Raw genomic sequence first — 15,761 nt, 5'->3', positions numbered from 1 at the left:
TGGCGATGTGCTGCAAAGCGGGACTCGTCGCTCCGCCCGGCACCAAGGCCTTGAGGATAGAACGCAGATGAGCATGAGCCCCACCGATACGCTTTACGGCAAGATCGTCACCATCCTTGGCGGCAGCGGCTTTGTCGGCAAGCATCTCGCGCAGGAACTGCTGGAGCGCGGCGCACGCGTGCGCATCGCCAGCCGCAACCCTGAAAAGGCCTTCTCGATCAAGGCGCTGGGTGATCTTGGCACAGTCCAGTTCGCACGCTGCGACGTCACCAAGCCCGACTCGCTTGCCGCCGTCCTCACCGGCTCGGATGCCGTGGTGAACCTGGTCGGCGCCTTCAAGGGCAAGCTCGACGACATCCAGGGCGAAGGCGTGGGCGCCATTGCAGCCGCGGCCAAGGCCAGCGGCGCGGCCTCGTTCGTCCATGTCTCGGCGATTGGCGCCGATGCAGGCTCGGACGTTGCCTATGCGCGCACCAAGGCTGAAGGCGAAGCTGCGGCCCTCGCCGCCTTCCCCGAGGCCACCATCGTGCGCCCGGCGGTGATCTTCGCCCCCGACGACCAGTTCGTGATGATGTTCGGCCGCATGATGAGCACACTGCCGGTGCTGCCGATCTTCGCCCCCGAAGCCAAGCTGCAGCCCGTCTTTGTCGACGACGTCGCGGCGGCCATTGCCAACGCGGCGGGCAATCCCTTCGCGTTTGGCGGCAAGACTTTCGAACTCGCTGGCCCCGAAGTCGTCACCATGCGCGGCCTCAACGCCCGCATCGCTCGCGCCGAGAACCGCGAGCCCGGCTTCATCGAGCTTTCGGATGGCCTGGGCGGCCTCATCGCAGCCCTGCCCTTCACCCCGATCAGCTCCGACCAGTACAAGCTGCTCAAGGCAGGCAGCGTGGCCAGCGGCGCAGCGCCGGGCCTTGAGGACCTGGGCGTCACACCGCGCCCGATGGGCCTCTTCCTCGAGCGCTGGATGACCCAGTTCCGCAAGCACGGCCGCTTCGGCGCGAAGCACCCCAGCGCGGCCTGATTAGCCTGATTTAAGAAGGATAGTTCCGAGGGCCATCGCCCTCGGGCTCCCCAAAACGGGCGACCTCACCTTCCACGCGCCACCATGGCTGAGGAGGGTGAGGTCGCCCGTTTTGGGGTCAAGGGGCAATGGCCCCTTGGTAAATTCCCTTCTTCTGCCGCCTTCTTTCGGAACGCGCAGCGCGCGTCAGATATCGACTTCGCCGTAATGGCTGGGCGGCTGAATCACTTCCATGCGCTCGCTCAGCAGGGGCCGGAAACTGGGACGTGATTTCATGACAAGATACCAGCCGCGCGCCTGCTCGTGGCTCGACCAGTCAAGCCCGCCCAGGTAATCCGCGACCGAAATCTGCGCGGCCGCGGCAAGGTCGGCCAGCGTCATCGTCGAACCCGCCAGCCAGGGACGGTTGTCGATCAGGTAATCGATGTAGTCGAGATAGTCGTGCGCCAGGCGCATGGCATCGCGCAGCAAGCGCGCATCGGGTGACTGGCGCAGGACGAGGCGCTTCTTCATCTTCTCGTGCAGCAGGGGCGCTGTCACATCGAGGAAGAAGTTTTCGTCGAACATCGCGATCAGGCGGCGGATCTCGGCGCGCTGCTGGCTGGTGCCGCTGATGAGCGCGCCGCGCTCCACCGTCTCCTCGAAGTATTCACAGATCGCGCGGCTGTCGGCGAGGACGATGTTCTTCGCTGTCTCGTGCACCACCGGGGTGCGCCCGGCCGGGTTCATCTGGAACAGGCGGTCCTCGCCCTCCCAGGGGCGCGTGGTCTGGAGTTCGTAGGCGATGCCCTTCTCGGCCATGAGCAGGCGAACCTTGCGGCTGAAGGGGCAGAGGGGAAACTGGAAGATGTGCCACATGATGGTGCAATCCTTGCCCGTCGCGCCCCAAGGCGTCCAGCCGGAAGGGGACGCAGCGCGCCGGGAATGGAGTGGATAACTCAGGCCGCGCGCGAAAGAAGGAAGATTGCGTGCTCGGCCAGGAAGTTGGCCGCGGCCGTGCGGCAGGAAGTATCGCCCGAGAGGAACCAGTTGCCCTCGATGGTGATGCCCCTGTCCTTCAGCAACCTGCGGAAATCCTGGATGGTGACGTGGTGGATGTTGGGCGTCTGGTACCACACGACCGGCAGCATGCGGGTAATCGGCATGCGTCCACGCAGCAGGAGCGAGAGACGCACCCGCCAGAAGGCGAAATTGGGAAAGCTGACGAAGGCTTTCTCGCCGATGCGCAGCAGTTCGTCGAGCACGAGGTCGGGGCGCATGGTCGTCTGCAGGGTCTGCGAGAGGATCGCGTAGTCGACCGACTTGTCAGGGTAGAACACGGTGTCCCGGTCGGCATCGCCCTGGATCACCGAGAGGCCCCGCGCGACGCAGGCCCCCACGTTGGCGGGCACGAGTTCCATGCCGCGCGTATCGCAGTGCTTTTCGTCGCGCAGCGCGGCCAGCAGCGTGCCATCCCCGCAACCCACGTCGAGCACGCTCGATCCAGCCGCGACGTTCTCGGCGATGACGGCAAGGTCGGGGCGAAGCGCGGTCATGGCGTGTCTTCCAGCATCTGCTTCAGGGTAGGTGAGAGCCGCTCCATCAGGCGATCGGGGCGGCTCGGCGCGGCAAAGCCGAGCGGGGCGTACACCTCGTGCGCGTCCCAGGTGGCGAGCGCGAAGCGGCGCACATCGGCGTAGTCGGGATGGTCGAGAAACCAGCGCACGAGCGAACGGCCGAGGCCCTGCCCGCGCGCATCCTCGTCCACCCAGACATCGGCCAGCCAGGCAAAGCTGGCGCGGTCGCTGATGGCGCGGGCAAAGCCGACCTGCTGCCCGTCCTCGGTGCGGTAGGCCCCGAGGCAATGCGATCCTGCGATCTGACGCTCGACCTTTTCCCGCGCGATGCCCGCAGACCAGTAGCTGGAGGCCAGCCAGCCGTGGATGCGCGCCACGTCGAGGCGCGATGGGTCATCGCTAAGGTCAATCATCCCAGGAACCCGGCCACCACGCGGTCGAGAGCGGGGACATCGAGCAGGAAGGAGTCGTGCCCGTAGGGGGCCGAGAGCTCGACGAAGCTGACAGGTTTTCCGGCCGCGTTCAGGGCCTGGACCACGGTGCGCGAAGCGGACGTGGGATAGAGCCAGTCGGTATCGAAGCTGACAAGGCAGAAGCGCGCCTTGGAGCGCCGGAACGCGTTGGCAAGGCGCCCGCCATGCTCCTCGGCGAGGTCGAAGTAATCCATCGCGCGGGTGATGTAGAGGTAGGAATTCGCATCGAAGCGGTTGGAGAACGAGATCCCCTGGTAGCGCAGGTACGATTCGATCTGGAAATCGGCATCGAAGCCGAAGGTCTTTTCCGAGCGATCCTGAAGGCGGCGGCCGAACTTCTTGGTCAGCCCTTCCTCGGACAGATAGGTGATGTGTGCGGCCATGCGGGCGACGGCAAGGCCCTTCTCCGGGCTATCCTCGAACCCATAGTAGTCGCCCTCGCGCCAGGAATTGTCGGCCATGATGGCCTGGCGCCCCAGCTCGTGGAAGCCGATGTTCTGCGCGGAATGGCGCGCGGTCGAGGCGAGGACGAGGACCGCGCGGGCACGCTCGGGAAAGTTGGCGGCGAGCGAGAGCGTCTGCATGCCCCCCATCGAGCCTCCGACAACCGCGTGGAGCGTGTCGATCCCCAGCGAATCGAGCAGCGCCACGTGGCCGCGCACCATGTCGCGGATGGTAATGACCGGAAAGCGCATGGCCCAGGGATCGCCATCGGGCGCCAGGCTGGCCGGGCCGGTCGAGCCCATGCACGAGCCGATCACGTTGGCGCAGATGATGAAATAGCGGTCGGTATCGATGGGCTTGCCCGGGCCCACCATGCGCACCCACCAGCCCGGCTTACCGGTCAGGGGATGGTCCGAGACAACGTGGTGATCGCCCGTCAGCGCGTGGCAGATCAGGATCGCGTTGTCCTTGGCCGCGTTGAGGCGGCCGTGAGTCTCGTAGGCGATTTCCACGCCGGGCAGCGTCTGGCCGCTGTCGAGCGTGAGTGGCTCATCGAGTGTGAGCACCTGGGTGGGATCGATGGTGTGTGCTGTAGCCATGGAAACTTTGTTTGACAGGGCTACAGCTTCCCGGATTAGACACCCGCTGTCAAACTTTGCGTACCGCACCTGCGAAGCCCCTGCAGGAAGCTGATTTTCTGCGGAAAAATGCGAACATTTGACCCGAAACAGGGTTCGGACTGCGAACAGAGTTGAAACTTCTCTCATCTTTCTCGCACCTGCACCGCGCACAGCGCAGGGCTTGTCGAAATGACAGGTGCAATCGCGCCATGGCTGGGGTAAAGGCGCGCGCACTATGAGCGAAACCACGACGTCCAAGCCCGCCCCTGCCCCCAAGCCGTGGATCAAGGCGATCCATGCCTATGTCCCGGGCAAGTCGGCCGGAGCCGATGGCAAGCCGCTGATCAAGCTCTCGGCGAACGAGAACCCGCTGGGCACGAGCGAGGCCGCCCTCGCCGCCCGCCAGGAGACGGTACCGCCCTCGCTCTACCCCGATCCCGACAGCCGCGCGCTGCGCGAGGCGATTGCCGCGCGCCATGGCCTTGAGGCTGCGCGCGTCGTCATGGGCACCGGCTCGGACGAGATCCTGAACCTTGCAGCCCAAGGCTATGCCGGGCCGGGCGATGAGGTCATCTACGTACGCTATGGCTTTGCGGTCTACGACATCGCGGCACGTCGCTGCGGCGCGGTGCCCGTCGTCGCGCCCGATGCGGACTACGGCACCGACGTCGATGCCCTGCTCGGCCTCGTCACCGAGAAGACCCGCGTGGTCTTCCTTGCCAATCCGAACAACCCGACCGGCTCGTACCTGCCCAAGGGCGAGATCGCGCGCCTGCACGCCGCGCTTCCCTCCGACGTGCTGCTGGTGATCGACCAGGCCTATGGCGAATACGTCCCCGCCGAGGATGAGGACGGCGCTTTTGCGCTTGCCGCCACGCACGAGAACGTCCTTGTCACGCGCACCTTCTCCAAGATCTTCGGTCTTGCCGGGGAGCGCGTGGGCTGGGGCACCGGGGCACCTGCCATCATCGACACGCTGAACCGCATCCGCGGCCCCTTCAACGTCTCGGTCACCGCGCAGGCGAGCGCTCTCGCTGCGCTTGGCGACACCGCGTTCATCGAGCGCAGCTTCACGCACAATCTGGAGGAGCGCGCGCGCTTCGTCGGCAAGCTGGAGGCTCTGGGCAATCACGGCCTGCGTCCGCTGCCGAGCCAGGCCAACTTCGTCCTCGTCCTGTTCGAGGGCTCGCTCAGCGCCGAGGCGGCCTACAACGGCCTTGCCGAGCGCGGCTACATCGTGCGCTGGCTGCCGGGCCAGGGCCTGCCCCAGGCGCTGCGCTTCACCATCGGCAAGCGCGTGGACATGGACGCCATGGCCGAGGCGCTCGCCGAAATAGCGGAGGCGGCCGGATGACCTTTTCGCAGATCGCGATCATCGGGCTGGGCCTGCAGGGGGGCTCGATCGGCCTCGCCATCCAGGAATACCTGCCCGAAGCGCGCGTCACCGGCTACGATCTCGATCCCGTCACGCGCGCCCGGGCGGCCGAGCGCAGCTTGTGCCACACGGTATGCGAGAGCGCCGAGGAAGCGGTGGCCGAGGCCGAACTCGTCATCTTCTGCGTGCCGCCGGGCGCCATCGGCAAGGCGGCCAGGCCCTTGCGCGAGGCGATCCCGCCCGAATGCCTCGTCAGCGATGTAGGCTCGTCCAAGAAGCGTATCGCCGCGGACCTGGCGCAGGCCCTGCCCGATCACATCGTGATCCCCGCGCACCCCGTTGCGGGTACCGAGAATTCCGGCCCCGACGCCGGTTTCGCCTCGCTGTTCCAGGGCCGCTGGTGCATCGTCACCCCGCCCGAACACACCGATCTCCTGAAGCTTACCACGCTGGTCGAATTCTGGGAGACGCTGGGCGCCAACGTGGAACTGATGTCGCCCGAGCACCACGATCTCGTGCTTGCCGTCACCAGCCACCTGCCCCACCTCATCGCCTATACCATCGTGGGCACGGCCTCGGACCTGGAGGACGTGACGCAAAGCGAGGTCATCAAGTACTCGGCGGGTGGCTTCCGCGACTTCACGCGTATCGCCGCCTCGGACCCGACGATGTGGCGCGACGTCTTCCTGTCCAACAAGGAAGCGGTGCTGACCATGCTCCAGCGCTTCACCGAGGACCTGACCGCGCTCCAGCGCGCGATCCGGGTGGGCGATGGCGAGGCCCTGTTCGACCAGTTCACCCGCACCCGCGCCATCCGCCGCTCAATCATCGAGGAAGGCCAGGACGACTCGCGCCCCGACTTCGGACGCAGCGACCACGTGAAGAAGACAAAGAAAAGCTGACCGGCTGCGGAGCCATCGCGCCCCTCGCGCATTGAGCGGTGAGAAATCCGCTGCGGCGCGAGGGGCCCCATGGCAATTGCGATCGAGACCGAGCTTCACTACGCGCTGTCCGGCACGGCCGACATCCTCCTCCAGATCGAGGCGGCGATGATCCCCGAACAGTTGGTGCGCGCGCCGTATATCGAGCTTCCTCCCAGCGACCATTTCGCCCGCGTGCCGGGTCAGGCCAGCATCGGCGAGCGGATCTGGCTGCGCACCGACCAGCCGCTCCACGTGCGCTACACCGCCGAGGTCGAGGTCCACCGCCTCGTCACCGAGATCGAGCCCCTGCCCGCAACGCCGCCGCATATGCTGCCGGGCGAGACGGTCGACTACCTCATGGCCTCGCGCTTTTGCCCGGCCGACACCTTCCAGGATTTTGTCGAGGAGACTTTTCCGGGCACACAGGGCGGCGCGCGCGTCGCCGCCATTCGCGACTGGATTGCCGCGACGCTGTCCTACGAACCGGGCGCGAGCGATGCCCAGACCACGGCTGCCGACACATTCCACGCCGGCAAGGGCGTGTGCCGCGACTATGCGCACCTGATGATCGCGCTCACCCGGGCGAGCGCCATCCCCGCGCGCTTTGCCAGCGTCTACGGACCCGACGTCGATCCGCCCGATTTCCACGCGGTCGCCGAAGTCTTCCTCAACGGGTGCTGGCACCTGGTCGACAGCACGGGAATGGCCAAGGCCAGCGAAATGGCCAAGATCGGCATCGGGCGCGATGCCGCCGATGCCTCGTTTCTCACCAGTTACGGCCAGCTCGAACTTGTCCGCCAGAGCGTGGCCGTGCGCCGGATCACAGACGCGGGAGCGTAACCCCGCGCTGGCCCATGTACTTGCCCGCGCGGTCCGCGTAGCTGGTCTCGCACGGCTCGTTGCCCTTGAGGAACAGGAACTGGCAGGCGCCCTCGTTCGCGTAGATGCGCGCGGGCAGCGGCGTCGTGTTCGAGAATTCGAGCGTGACGTGCCCTTCCCAGCCCGGTTCCAGCGGAGTGACGTTCACGATGATGCCGCAGCGCGCATAGGTGCTCTTGCCAAGGCAGATGACCAGCACGTCCTTGGGCACGCGGAAGTACTCAACCGTACGCGCGAGCGCAAAGGAGTTGGGTGGGATCACGCAGACGTCGGTCTCGCGGTCGACGAAGGAATTACTGGCGAAATCCTTGGGGTCGACGATCGCGGAATCGACGTTGGTGAAGATCTTGAACTCGGGCGCCACGCGCGCGTCGTAGCCATAGGACGAAAGCCCGTAGGAGATGCAGCCATCGCGGCGCTGGGCCTCCACGAACGGCTCGATCATGCCGTTTTCGCGGGCCTGCTGCCGAATCCACTTGTCGCTCAGAATTGCCATGCGCGCGTGCATGCCCAAGGCCGCGGCAAGGAGCAAGCAGAACTGGTGCATGGCTCCCCATCCACAGCCGATTTGTCCTTTGGGCCACCATGTATTGCCATCCTCCCCCGCCTCGCCCATGCCGGAGGGGATCGGGGCCATCATCGTGTAGGCATGTCCCGGCTGAGAGACGCGCCGCGCTCTTGCTTACACGGCAGGACCTCAATTGCGCATGGCCCTTTCCCAATCCACCGCCACGGCTCCCACCGACACCGGCCCCATCGACACCAGCAACGACGTGCTGCTGGGCACCGCCTTCGTGCCCGAGGGCGTGGAGATGCGCCTCGTCCAGCACGGCGATGCCTTCACCATCCTGCTCGAAGACACCGAGCTGATGAGTACCGAGGCCAATGCCTCGGAAGAGGCGCTGGCCGTGATGACCTGCGACATGCTTTCGGGCCGTCCGGGCGTGCAGATGCTGATCGGTGGCTATGGCATGGGCTTCACCCTGCGCGCCGCGCTCTCGGCCCTGCCCGCAGATGCTGGCGTGTGCGTGGCCGAGATCGTGCCCGAGATCATCACTTGGGCGCGCGGGCCCATGCACGAACTCACCGACGGCTGCCTCGACGATCCGCGCGTGATGGTCGTGGAAGATGACGTCGCCATGCTGATCGGCGCCGCGCGCGAGGGTTACGATGCGATCCTGCTCGACGTCGACAACGGCCCCGAAGGCCTCACCCGCTGGCAGAATGACGGGCTCTATTCGCCCGAGGGCCTCGCAGGCTCGCTGCGCGCCCTGCGCCCGGGCGGTATCCTCGCGGTCTGGTCGGCCTGGTTCGATCCTGCCTTCACCACGCGTCTGGAGGAGGCTGGCTTTGCCGTGACCGCCCGCACCGTCGGCTCGCGTCCCAGCGGCACGTCCTACCCACATACCCTGTGGTTCGCCCGCAAGCCTGCGGCGTAAGTCATAAGAGCAAGTCCGAGGGCCACCGCCCTCGGCCTCCCCGAACCGCCCACCTCACCTTCCTTGCGCCACCTCTGGCGAGACTCGTGAGGTATCCCGTTTCGGGGTCAAGGGGCGATGGCCCCTTGGTCCTTCTTCTTCCAACTTCGTCCTTTTGACTTTGAAGCGTCACCAATCCATTCGCCCCCAATCGGCGAATGCTTATTCCCTGCTTAACACTCCGCTGATACAGCCCGTCTCATGACGCAGCCCGCCCGCATTCTCGTCGTCTTCGGCACACGCCCCGAGGCGATCAAGCTGTTCCCCGTCATCCACGCGCTGAAGGCCGACCCGCGCTTCGAATGCGTGGTCTGTGTCTCGGCCCAGCATCGCCAGATGCTCGACCAGGTCCTGGAAATCGCCGGGATCGTGCCCGACCACGATCTTGACGTGATGCAGCCCGACCAGAGCCTCGATGCGCTGACCGCCCGGCTCCTGACCGGGCTCGGTGCGGTCATGGACACGGTGCGGCCTGCCCGGGTCATCGTGCAGGGCGATACGGCGACCGCGATGGCGGGCGGCCTTGCGGCCTACTACCGCCAGATCCCGGTCGACCATGTCGAGGCGGGGCTGCGCTCCTACAACATCTACCACCCCTGGCCCGAAGAGGTGAACCGCAAGATCATCGGGTCGCTGGCCAGCCTGCACTTTGCGCCCACCACCACCGCGCAAGGTGCGCTGGTGAAGGAGAACGTCGATCCCGCGCGCGTCCACGTGACCGGCAACACCGTGATCGATGCGCTGCACTGGGTCACCGCTGAGATCGCCGCACGCCCCGAACTGGCGCAAGGCCTTGCCGAGCTGGAAGAGCGCTTTTCCGGCAAGCGGATCATCGGTGTCACCAGCCACCGGCGCGAGAATTTCGGCGAGGGCATGGAAGGCATCGCCACCGCCATTCGCGAAATCGCCGCCAGGCCCGACACCGCCGTCATTTTTCCGGTCCACCTCAACCCCAACGTGCGCGCGGTGATGAACGCCCGGCTCGCGGGCCTTGCCAACGTCGCGCTGATCGAACCGCTCGACTATCCGCACTTTGCCCGCCTGCTCACCCTGGCCGAAATCATGCTGACGGATTCGGGCGGCGTGCAGGAGGAAGCCCCCGCCCTTGGCAAACCGGTCCTCGTCATGCGCGAGACGACCGAGCGGCCCGAGGGCGTTGCGGCGGGAACGGCCAAACTGGTCGGAACGGCGCCGGCGCGCATCGTTTCCGAAATCTCAACCCTGCTCGACGATAGGGGATCGTACGAGGCCATGGCGCGCGCGCACAATCCGTTCGGGGACGGGACCGCCGCACGCCAAATCCTGGAGCACATTGCACATGAAGTCGGAAACTAAGCCCAGCGTCTGCGTCGTCGGCCTTGGCTACATCGGCCTTCCCACCGCCGCGGTGATCGCGCGCGCGGGCTGCAAGGTGCTGGGCCTCGATGTCTCGCAAAGCGTGGTCGACACGATCAACCGGGGCGAAATCCACATCGAGGAAGTCGATCTCGACGGCCTGGTCCAGGGCGTGGTCGCGCGCGGGCTCCTCTCCGCCTCGACTGAGGTTACGCCCGCCGATGTCTTCGTGATCGCGGTGCCCACCCCCTTCCACAAGGACGGTGCGGACGGGGGCAAGCACGCGCCCGATGTCTCCTATGTCCTGGAAGCCGGACGCACCATCGCGCCTGTCCTCAAGCACGGCGACACGGTCATCCTGGAATCGACCTCTCCTGTGGGGACAACCGAGGAGCTGCGCGATCTCATCGCCAAGGCCCGTCCCGATCTCAAGATCCCGGGCCTCACGCACGAGACACCCGACATTTCCATCGCCTACTGCCCCGAGCGCGTCCTCCCCGGGCGCATCCTGGAGGAACTGACCAACAACGACCGCTCGATCGGCGGCATCACCCCGCGCTGCGCGCGCAAGGCGCTCGCCTTCTACAAGCGCTTCGTACGCGGCGAATGCGTCACCACCGACGCGCGCTCGGCCGAGATGACCAAGCTTGTCGAGAACGCCTACCGCGACGTCAACATCGCCTTTGCCAACGAGCTTTCGATCGTTTCGGACGCGATGGGGCTGGATGTCTGGGAAGTGATCCGTCTTGCCAACCGCCACCCGCGCGTCAACATCCTGACGCCGGGGCCGGGCGTGGGCGGGCACTGCATCGCGGTCGACCCCTGGTTTATCGTCCACGGCGCGCCCGAGGAAACGCCGCTCATCCGCACCGCCCGCGGGGTCAACGACCACAAGATGCACCATGTCATCGCCAAGGCCGAGGGCCTGATCGAGGCACACCCGGATGCGAAGGTCGCGTGCCTGGGCCTTGCCTTCAAGGCGAACATCGACGATTTTCGCGAGAGCCCGGCGCGCTTCATCACCAGCCGCCTTGTCCGCAAGTTCGGCCCGCGCATCCACGTGGTCGAGCCTTATGCGGAGGAACTCCCGATCGAGTTCACCGACACCGGCGTCGCACAGATCGACATCGACGAGGCGCTGGAAACCTGCGACATCTTCGTGGTCCTGGTCGACCACGACGTGTTCAAGGTCGTGCCACTGGCCGAACGGGCCGAAAAGCTCGTCTACGACACGCGTGGCATCTGGCCCGACCAGCCGCGCGCGGTGCGCGAGGAGGCCGCCAGGCTCAAGCTTGCGCTCTAGGATTTCGACTAAATTCTGCGTCCGTTAACTTGTTACTGCCCTATTCATCCAAAATGGGTTAGATTTATATTTGCAGGACTAAGGTAAAAGCCCTAGTCACCGGCAACCTTGCAAAAAATTAATCGGGGCGTTGCATGGACCAGGCACAAGACAAGATCGCTCGCGCACATGGCTTGCTTCGCGAAGCCCTCATCCTGCTCGACGAACGCGAGTTCCTCGTGGAGGCCGCTTTCGTCCAGTCCGCGCTCGACCGCATGAGCGAGACGATTACCGCCCTGCATCCCGATCTTGCCATCTCCCCCGAAGGCTCAGTCGAGCGTCTGCCCGGGCGCTGACACGCCGCACCGACCTTAAGGAAAAGGCGCGCTGCGGAGCTGTCTGCGGCGCGCCTTTTTGTGTGCAAGCGGGGAGGGTGCGGCGCGGATAAGGCCCACGCCGCACGCCTTGGATCAGGACGGATCGATGCCCGAAGGCTTTTCCTTGCCCTTGGCGATGCGGAACACCGTGCCCGAGAGCAACGCCACCGCCAGAAGGTTGGGCAGCGCCATTGAAGCGTTCGAGATGTCGCCCATGCGCCAGACCAGCTCGAGCGGCTGCGCCGCGCCGATCACCACGCCCACGCAGTAGATCACCCGCCAGAGCATGTGCAGGATCTTCTCGCCGCGCGCGCTCGAACCCGGGACCAGATCGTAGAGGAAGGTGATCGTGCGCTCGCCGTAATAGCTGAAGGTCAGCATGGTCGAGAACACGAACATGATCAGCGCAATCGAGGCAACCACCGAGCCCAGCGGGACACCGGCGATGAGGGTCGGGAACGCGGCTGCAAAGGCGCCCGAAGTCATCGCAAAGCCGGTGAGATCCGACTGCCAGGCGTGCGCCACGGCCTGTCCGCCAGCGGTGAAATCGCCCTCCACGGTCAGGATCACCAGCGCGGTCATGGTGCAGATCACGATGGTGTCGAGGAAAGTGCCCATCATCGCCATGCGGCCCTGGACTTCCGGGTCGCGGGTCTGCGCAACGGCGTGCGCCATCGGGGTGGTGCCCTGTCCGGCCTCGTTCGAGAAGAGGCCGCGGGCAACGCCAGCGCGCAGCGCGATGAGGACGCCAGCCCCGGCAAAGCCGCCCATCGCCGACTGCGGCGAGAAGGCGCCGTTGAAGATGCGGGCGAAGGATTCGGGAATGTCCTGCGCATCGAGAATGAGCGCGATCAGCGCCATCACGAAGTAGGCCAGGCCCATGAACGGCACGACCTTTTCGGCCACTGCGCCAATCGACTTGATGCCGCCGACGATGACCACGAAGACCAGCACGGCCGCGATCAGGCCGCCCAGCCACTCCTCGATGCCGAACAGCTCGTTCATCGAATCGGCCAGTGCATTCGACTGGATGACATTGCCGGTGATGATGGTGGAGCACAGCGCCCCGATACAGAAGATCACCGCCAGCCAGGTCCAGCCCGGCCCGAGGCCGCGCACGATGTAGGTCATCGGACCGCCGCGCCAGCTGCCGTCCGGACCACGTTCACGGTAACGGATGGCAAGCGAGCCCTCGGCAAAGGCCAGCGCCATGCCGATGAGCGCGGTCACCCACATCCAGAAGATCGCGCCGGGACCACCCAGCGCCAGTGCCGTCGCGACACCGGCCATGTTGCCCGTGCCAACCTGGCCCGAAAGCGCAGTGGACAGCGCGGCGAACGGGCTGATCTCGCCGGTTTCGCCCTTCTGGCTCTTGGCAAAGAGCCCGGCAAAGGCACTGCCCAGCTTGCGCAGCGGATAGAAGCGCAGGCCAATCATCATGTAGAGGCCAATGCCCAGGAGCACGATCACCATGGGCGGGAACGGGAGCACTTCCTCCCCGTTCCAGGTGCCACCCCAGATGAAATCCGAGATGTTGGTGATGCGGTCGATCAGGCTCGGCTCACCGGGCGCCTGCCCTGCCGCGGCCAGAACGGTCAACGAATCCATTCGTGCTAGTCTCCAGTCTGCAACCCCCTGTGCGCAGCGCCCACGCGCCTGCGCACCCCCGCCGGATATCGAGCGAGAACCGGGCGAATGTGCAAGGACATCTCCGCTTGCGCAACCGTCCAGCAGCGCAAAGCGGCAATTTGCGTGACTTTCGAAAGTTTATGAAGGTTTGAAGACACGCCCGCGCACGATTCCCCATGCGCAGCGCGCATAAACCGAATTTTCCGTCGCAGCCGCGCAGGCAGGATCGCCCGCGCCGCTCAGATTCCGGCGTACCAGGCGTAGTCGCCCACGTCTTCCCAGTACCCACCCTTGCCCCCGTAGATGCCCTGGAGGCTGTCCACAGCAACGATCCGGGTCACGAACTTGGCGTGCTTGTACCCCAGCTGGCGCTCGACCCGCAGGCGCAAGGGCGCTCCGTGCGCCTCTTCAAGCGGGGCGCCGTTCATCTGCCAGGCGAGGATCGTCTGGGGATGGAAGGCATCGGCCAGATCAATCGATTCGTAGTAGGGGCGTCCGTGATAGAGGTCCGCGCAATGGAAGACGATGTAGCGCGCCTTCTCGGACACCCCGGCGAGCCGGAGCAGGCCACCAAGCTGGGGGCCCTGCCACTGGCCGATCGCGCTCCACCCCTCGACACAGTCGTGCCGGGTGATCTGGCTTCGCTGGGGCAGGTCCTGAAGCGCGGCGAGCGAGAGATCGAGCGGGCGAGCCACCAGACCTTCGACGCGCAAGGTCCAGCCCGCAAAGCCCTCGCCCAACTGGCGGCGGTAGGCGGCATCGGCCACGCCCCGACTGCCGTTGGCACGAAAACGCGGCGAGAGGTCGGCGCGGGTGTACTCGCGCGCCAGCGCCTCGCCGCCAAGGGTGCGCTGGCTCCAGCGGTGCAGATCCTCGGCACGGGTGAGGACATCCTTGGCCGCGTCCGCGCGCCACAGGTCATCGCACCCGGACAGGGCAAGGCCGCCTGCCGCCACGACGCCCCCACGAAGAAGGCCCCGGCGCGAGAGGGCAAGACCGCCATGGGGGCGCAGGATCCGGCTCACGAGGCTTCCTCCTCAAGTCGCATCCGTCCGGTCACGATGGCCCGCAGATGCTTGAGAGGGCCTGCCAGCACCACCATGGCCATGTGAACAGCAAAGAAGAGAACAAGGCCGAAAGCGAAGAGAAAGTGCAGCGAGCGCGCGGTCTGGCGCCCGCCCACAAGCTGCGTCAGGAACGGCGCCCAGGCGTCCGTGCCCGGCGACATGGCAAGCCCCGTTGCGATCATCCCCGGCAACAGGATGAAGAGCACACCGGCATAGGCGAGCTTCTGCAGGACCGAGTAATGCCGCGCCGCCTCTCCCTTGGGAAAGCGCAGCCGCGCGTGGGCCTTCACGTCCTGCCAGAGCGTGCGCGGATGCCATTCGCGGCGCGTGATATGAATATCGCGCCTCAGATGGCCGTTCACCAGCGACCAGAGGAGATAGCCGAGCAGCCCCAGCGCGAGCACCCAGGCAAAGGCCAGGTGCCAGATCCGCGCGAGCGCCAGGCTGTAGCGCGAGGGCAGCGTCATCCAGTAGGGAAAGGCGCGGCGTTGCTGGCGCCCGTCCTGATCCTCCCACAATCCCAGCACGCCGGTAGTCTCGACGCGGGAGTTGGCGATCTGCACGAAACCGAACTCGCGGGTGCCCATCCGCGCCGAGGACACCTTGAGCCAGGGCGCGTCGTAGTTCGCACCGTATTCGCCCCAGTAGAGGCGCGGGTGCGCGTTGAAGATCATCAGGCCGCTCATCAGGAGAACGAGCAGGGTCAGCGCGTTGAGCGCGTGCCACAACCGCGTGGAGAGGCGGTGACGCAGGATTACCTCGCCGCCATCTTGCCCGCTCTCCTGTGTCTGGGTGCCTGCCACGCTTGCTCCTTCGTATCCCTGTTATGCGCCGATCAGATGAACGGCGACTTGCCGGTGGTGCGGGCGGCGGCGGTGCTCGGCAAGGTAGATGCCCTGCCAGGTACCCAGCGCGAGACGGCCTTGCACGATAGGGATCTGCAGGTTCACGCCAGTCAGAATGGCGCGCAGGTGCGCGGGCATGTCATCGGGCCCCTCGTCGTCATGGCGGTAGTGGGGGCCTTCGGGTGCGAGGCGCTCCAGCCAGTCGACGATGTCCGGGCGCACTTCGGGCGCCGCGTTTTCCTGGATCAGCAGCGAGGCTGAGGTGTGGCGGCACAGCAGCGTGAGCAAGCCCTGCTCCACCTGCGCGCCGCGCGCCCAGTCCGCCACTTCGCGGGTGATCTCGACAAGACCGCACCCGGCGGTTGCAAAAGTCAGAATGTCGCTTGCCTGTTTCATGATCTGCCCTGTGTGCCTGCGCCCGCCCGCGCCTGCAAGCACCCCGCTTCGTGCATTT

The 15,761-nt window shown here is 65.9% G+C and carries 17 protein-coding genes; 8 read left to right on the top strand and 9 right to left on the bottom strand.

The genetic code is table 11. From position 1 onward, the window contains the following. Positions 1 to 67: 67 nt before the first annotated feature. Positions 68 to 1,024 carry an SDR family NAD(P)-dependent oxidoreductase gene (locus tag LC060_RS03665; protein ID WP_226632791.1) on the top strand — a complete coding sequence of 319 codons (957 nt, stop codon included), beginning with the start codon at positions 68 to 70 and terminating at the stop codon, positions 1,022 to 1,024. A gap of 186 nt (positions 1,025 to 1,210) precedes the next feature. On the opposite strand, the gene LC060_RS03660 is transcribed toward LC060_RS03665, so the two are convergent. The 4 genes from LC060_RS03660 to metX form a co-directional block, all read right to left on the bottom strand. Then, complete coding sequence (locus LC060_RS03660) at positions 1,211 to 1,882, bottom strand: glutathione S-transferase family protein (RefSeq protein WP_213500896.1); 672 nt, start codon at positions 1,880 to 1,882, stop codon at positions 1,211 to 1,213. Between the two features lie 80 nt (positions 1,883 to 1,962). Continuing rightward, the gene (metW, locus tag LC060_RS03655; protein WP_226632790.1) at positions 1,963 to 2,559 is read right to left on the bottom strand and encodes a methionine biosynthesis protein MetW; all 597 of its coding nucleotides are present in this window, start codon (positions 2,557 to 2,559) and stop codon (positions 1,963 to 1,965) included. After that, positions 2,556 to 2,993, bottom strand: a complete 438-nt coding sequence (locus LC060_RS03650) for a GNAT family N-acetyltransferase (RefSeq protein WP_226632789.1) — start codon at positions 2,991 to 2,993, stop codon at positions 2,556 to 2,558. The genes metW and LC060_RS03650 overlap by 4 nt, the downstream gene beginning before the upstream one ends. After that, the gene (metX, locus tag LC060_RS03645) at positions 2,990 to 4,096 is read right to left on the bottom strand and encodes a homoserine O-acetyltransferase MetX (protein ID WP_226632787.1); all 1,107 of its coding nucleotides are present in this window, start codon (positions 4,094 to 4,096) and stop codon (positions 2,990 to 2,992) included. The genes LC060_RS03650 and metX overlap by 4 nt, the downstream gene beginning before the upstream one ends. Before the next feature lie 256 nt (positions 4,097 to 4,352). Here metX and hisC point away from each other — a divergent pair, with 256 nt between their 5' ends. The 3 genes from hisC to LC060_RS03630 all read left to right on the top strand — a co-directional run bounded on the left by hisC (position 4,353) and on the right by LC060_RS03630 (position 7,255). Further along, positions 4,353 to 5,471, top strand: a complete 1,119-nt coding sequence (gene hisC / locus LC060_RS03640) for a histidinol-phosphate transaminase (RefSeq protein ID WP_226632785.1) — start codon at positions 4,353 to 4,355, stop codon at positions 5,469 to 5,471. Beyond that, positions 5,468 to 6,394, top strand: a complete 927-nt coding sequence (locus tag LC060_RS03635) for a prephenate/arogenate dehydrogenase family protein (protein ID WP_226632783.1) — start codon at positions 5,468 to 5,470, stop codon at positions 6,392 to 6,394. The genes hisC and LC060_RS03635 overlap by 4 nt, the downstream gene beginning before the upstream one ends. A 69-nt stretch (positions 6,395 to 6,463) precedes the next feature. Then, a complete protein-coding gene (locus LC060_RS03630) occupies positions 6,464 to 7,255 on the top strand; it encodes a transglutaminase-like domain-containing protein (RefSeq protein ID WP_226632782.1) in 792 nt (263 codons plus the stop codon). Here the strand turns inward: LC060_RS03630 and dcd are convergent. After that, complete coding sequence (gene dcd, locus LC060_RS03625) at positions 7,236 to 7,790, bottom strand: dCTP deaminase (protein WP_226633614.1); 555 nt, start codon at positions 7,788 to 7,790, stop codon at positions 7,236 to 7,238. The genes LC060_RS03630 and dcd overlap by 20 nt on opposite strands. Positions 7,791 to 8,106: 316 nt before the next feature. On the opposite strand from dcd, the gene LC060_RS03620 reads away from it, so the two are divergent. The 4 genes from LC060_RS03620 to LC060_RS03605 all read left to right on the top strand — a co-directional run bounded on the left by LC060_RS03620 (position 8,107) and on the right by LC060_RS03605 (position 11,745). Further along, the gene (locus tag LC060_RS03620) at positions 8,107 to 8,733 is read left to right on the top strand and encodes a spermidine synthase (protein WP_226633612.1); all 627 of its coding nucleotides are present in this window, start codon (positions 8,107 to 8,109) and stop codon (positions 8,731 to 8,733) included. A 240-nt stretch (positions 8,734 to 8,973) separates the two neighbouring features. Continuing rightward, positions 8,974 to 10,107 carry a non-hydrolyzing UDP-N-acetylglucosamine 2-epimerase gene (gene wecB / locus LC060_RS03615; RefSeq protein ID WP_226632780.1) on the top strand — a complete coding sequence of 378 codons (1,134 nt, stop codon included), beginning with the start codon at positions 8,974 to 8,976 and terminating at the stop codon, positions 10,105 to 10,107. Next, entirely contained in the window at positions 10,091 to 11,410 is a 1,320-nt protein-coding gene (wecC, locus tag LC060_RS03610) for a UDP-N-acetyl-D-mannosamine dehydrogenase (RefSeq protein WP_226632778.1), read from the top strand. The genes wecB and wecC overlap by 17 nt, the downstream gene beginning before the upstream one ends. A gap of 134 nt (positions 11,411 to 11,544) precedes the next feature. Further along, entirely contained in the window at positions 11,545 to 11,745 is a 201-nt protein-coding gene (locus LC060_RS03605) for a hypothetical protein (protein WP_226632776.1), read from the top strand. A 114-nt stretch (positions 11,746 to 11,859) separates the two neighbouring features. Here LC060_RS03605 and LC060_RS03600 read toward each other — a convergent pair whose 3' ends face one another. The 4 genes from LC060_RS03600 to LC060_RS03585 form a co-directional block, all read right to left on the bottom strand. Continuing rightward, complete coding sequence (locus tag LC060_RS03600) at positions 11,860 to 13,374, bottom strand: alanine/glycine:cation symporter family protein (RefSeq protein WP_226632774.1); 1,515 nt, start codon at positions 13,372 to 13,374, stop codon at positions 11,860 to 11,862. A gap of 260 nt (positions 13,375 to 13,634) precedes the next feature. Then, complete coding sequence (locus tag LC060_RS03595) at positions 13,635 to 14,420, bottom strand: molybdopterin-dependent oxidoreductase (protein ID WP_413465084.1); 786 nt, start codon at positions 14,418 to 14,420, stop codon at positions 13,635 to 13,637. Continuing rightward, the gene (locus tag LC060_RS03590; RefSeq protein WP_226632773.1) at positions 14,417 to 15,265 is read right to left on the bottom strand and encodes a cytochrome b/b6 domain-containing protein; all 849 of its coding nucleotides are present in this window, start codon (positions 15,263 to 15,265) and stop codon (positions 14,417 to 14,419) included. The genes LC060_RS03595 and LC060_RS03590 overlap by 4 nt, the downstream gene beginning before the upstream one ends. Before the next feature lie 21 nt (positions 15,266 to 15,286). After that, the gene (locus LC060_RS03585; RefSeq protein WP_226632772.1) at positions 15,287 to 15,703 is read right to left on the bottom strand and encodes a secondary thiamine-phosphate synthase enzyme YjbQ; all 417 of its coding nucleotides are present in this window, start codon (positions 15,701 to 15,703) and stop codon (positions 15,287 to 15,289) included. Positions 15,704 to 15,761: the final 58 nt, after the last annotated feature.

This window comes from Novosphingobium profundi (assembly GCF_020524485.1).
In the GTDB taxonomy this organism is placed as follows: domain Bacteria; phylum Pseudomonadota; class Alphaproteobacteria; order Sphingomonadales; family Sphingomonadaceae; genus Novosphingobium; species Novosphingobium profundi_A.
The sequence above is the reverse complement of the archived record's forward strand: the minus strand, read 5'-3'. Positions and strand labels throughout refer to the sequence as shown.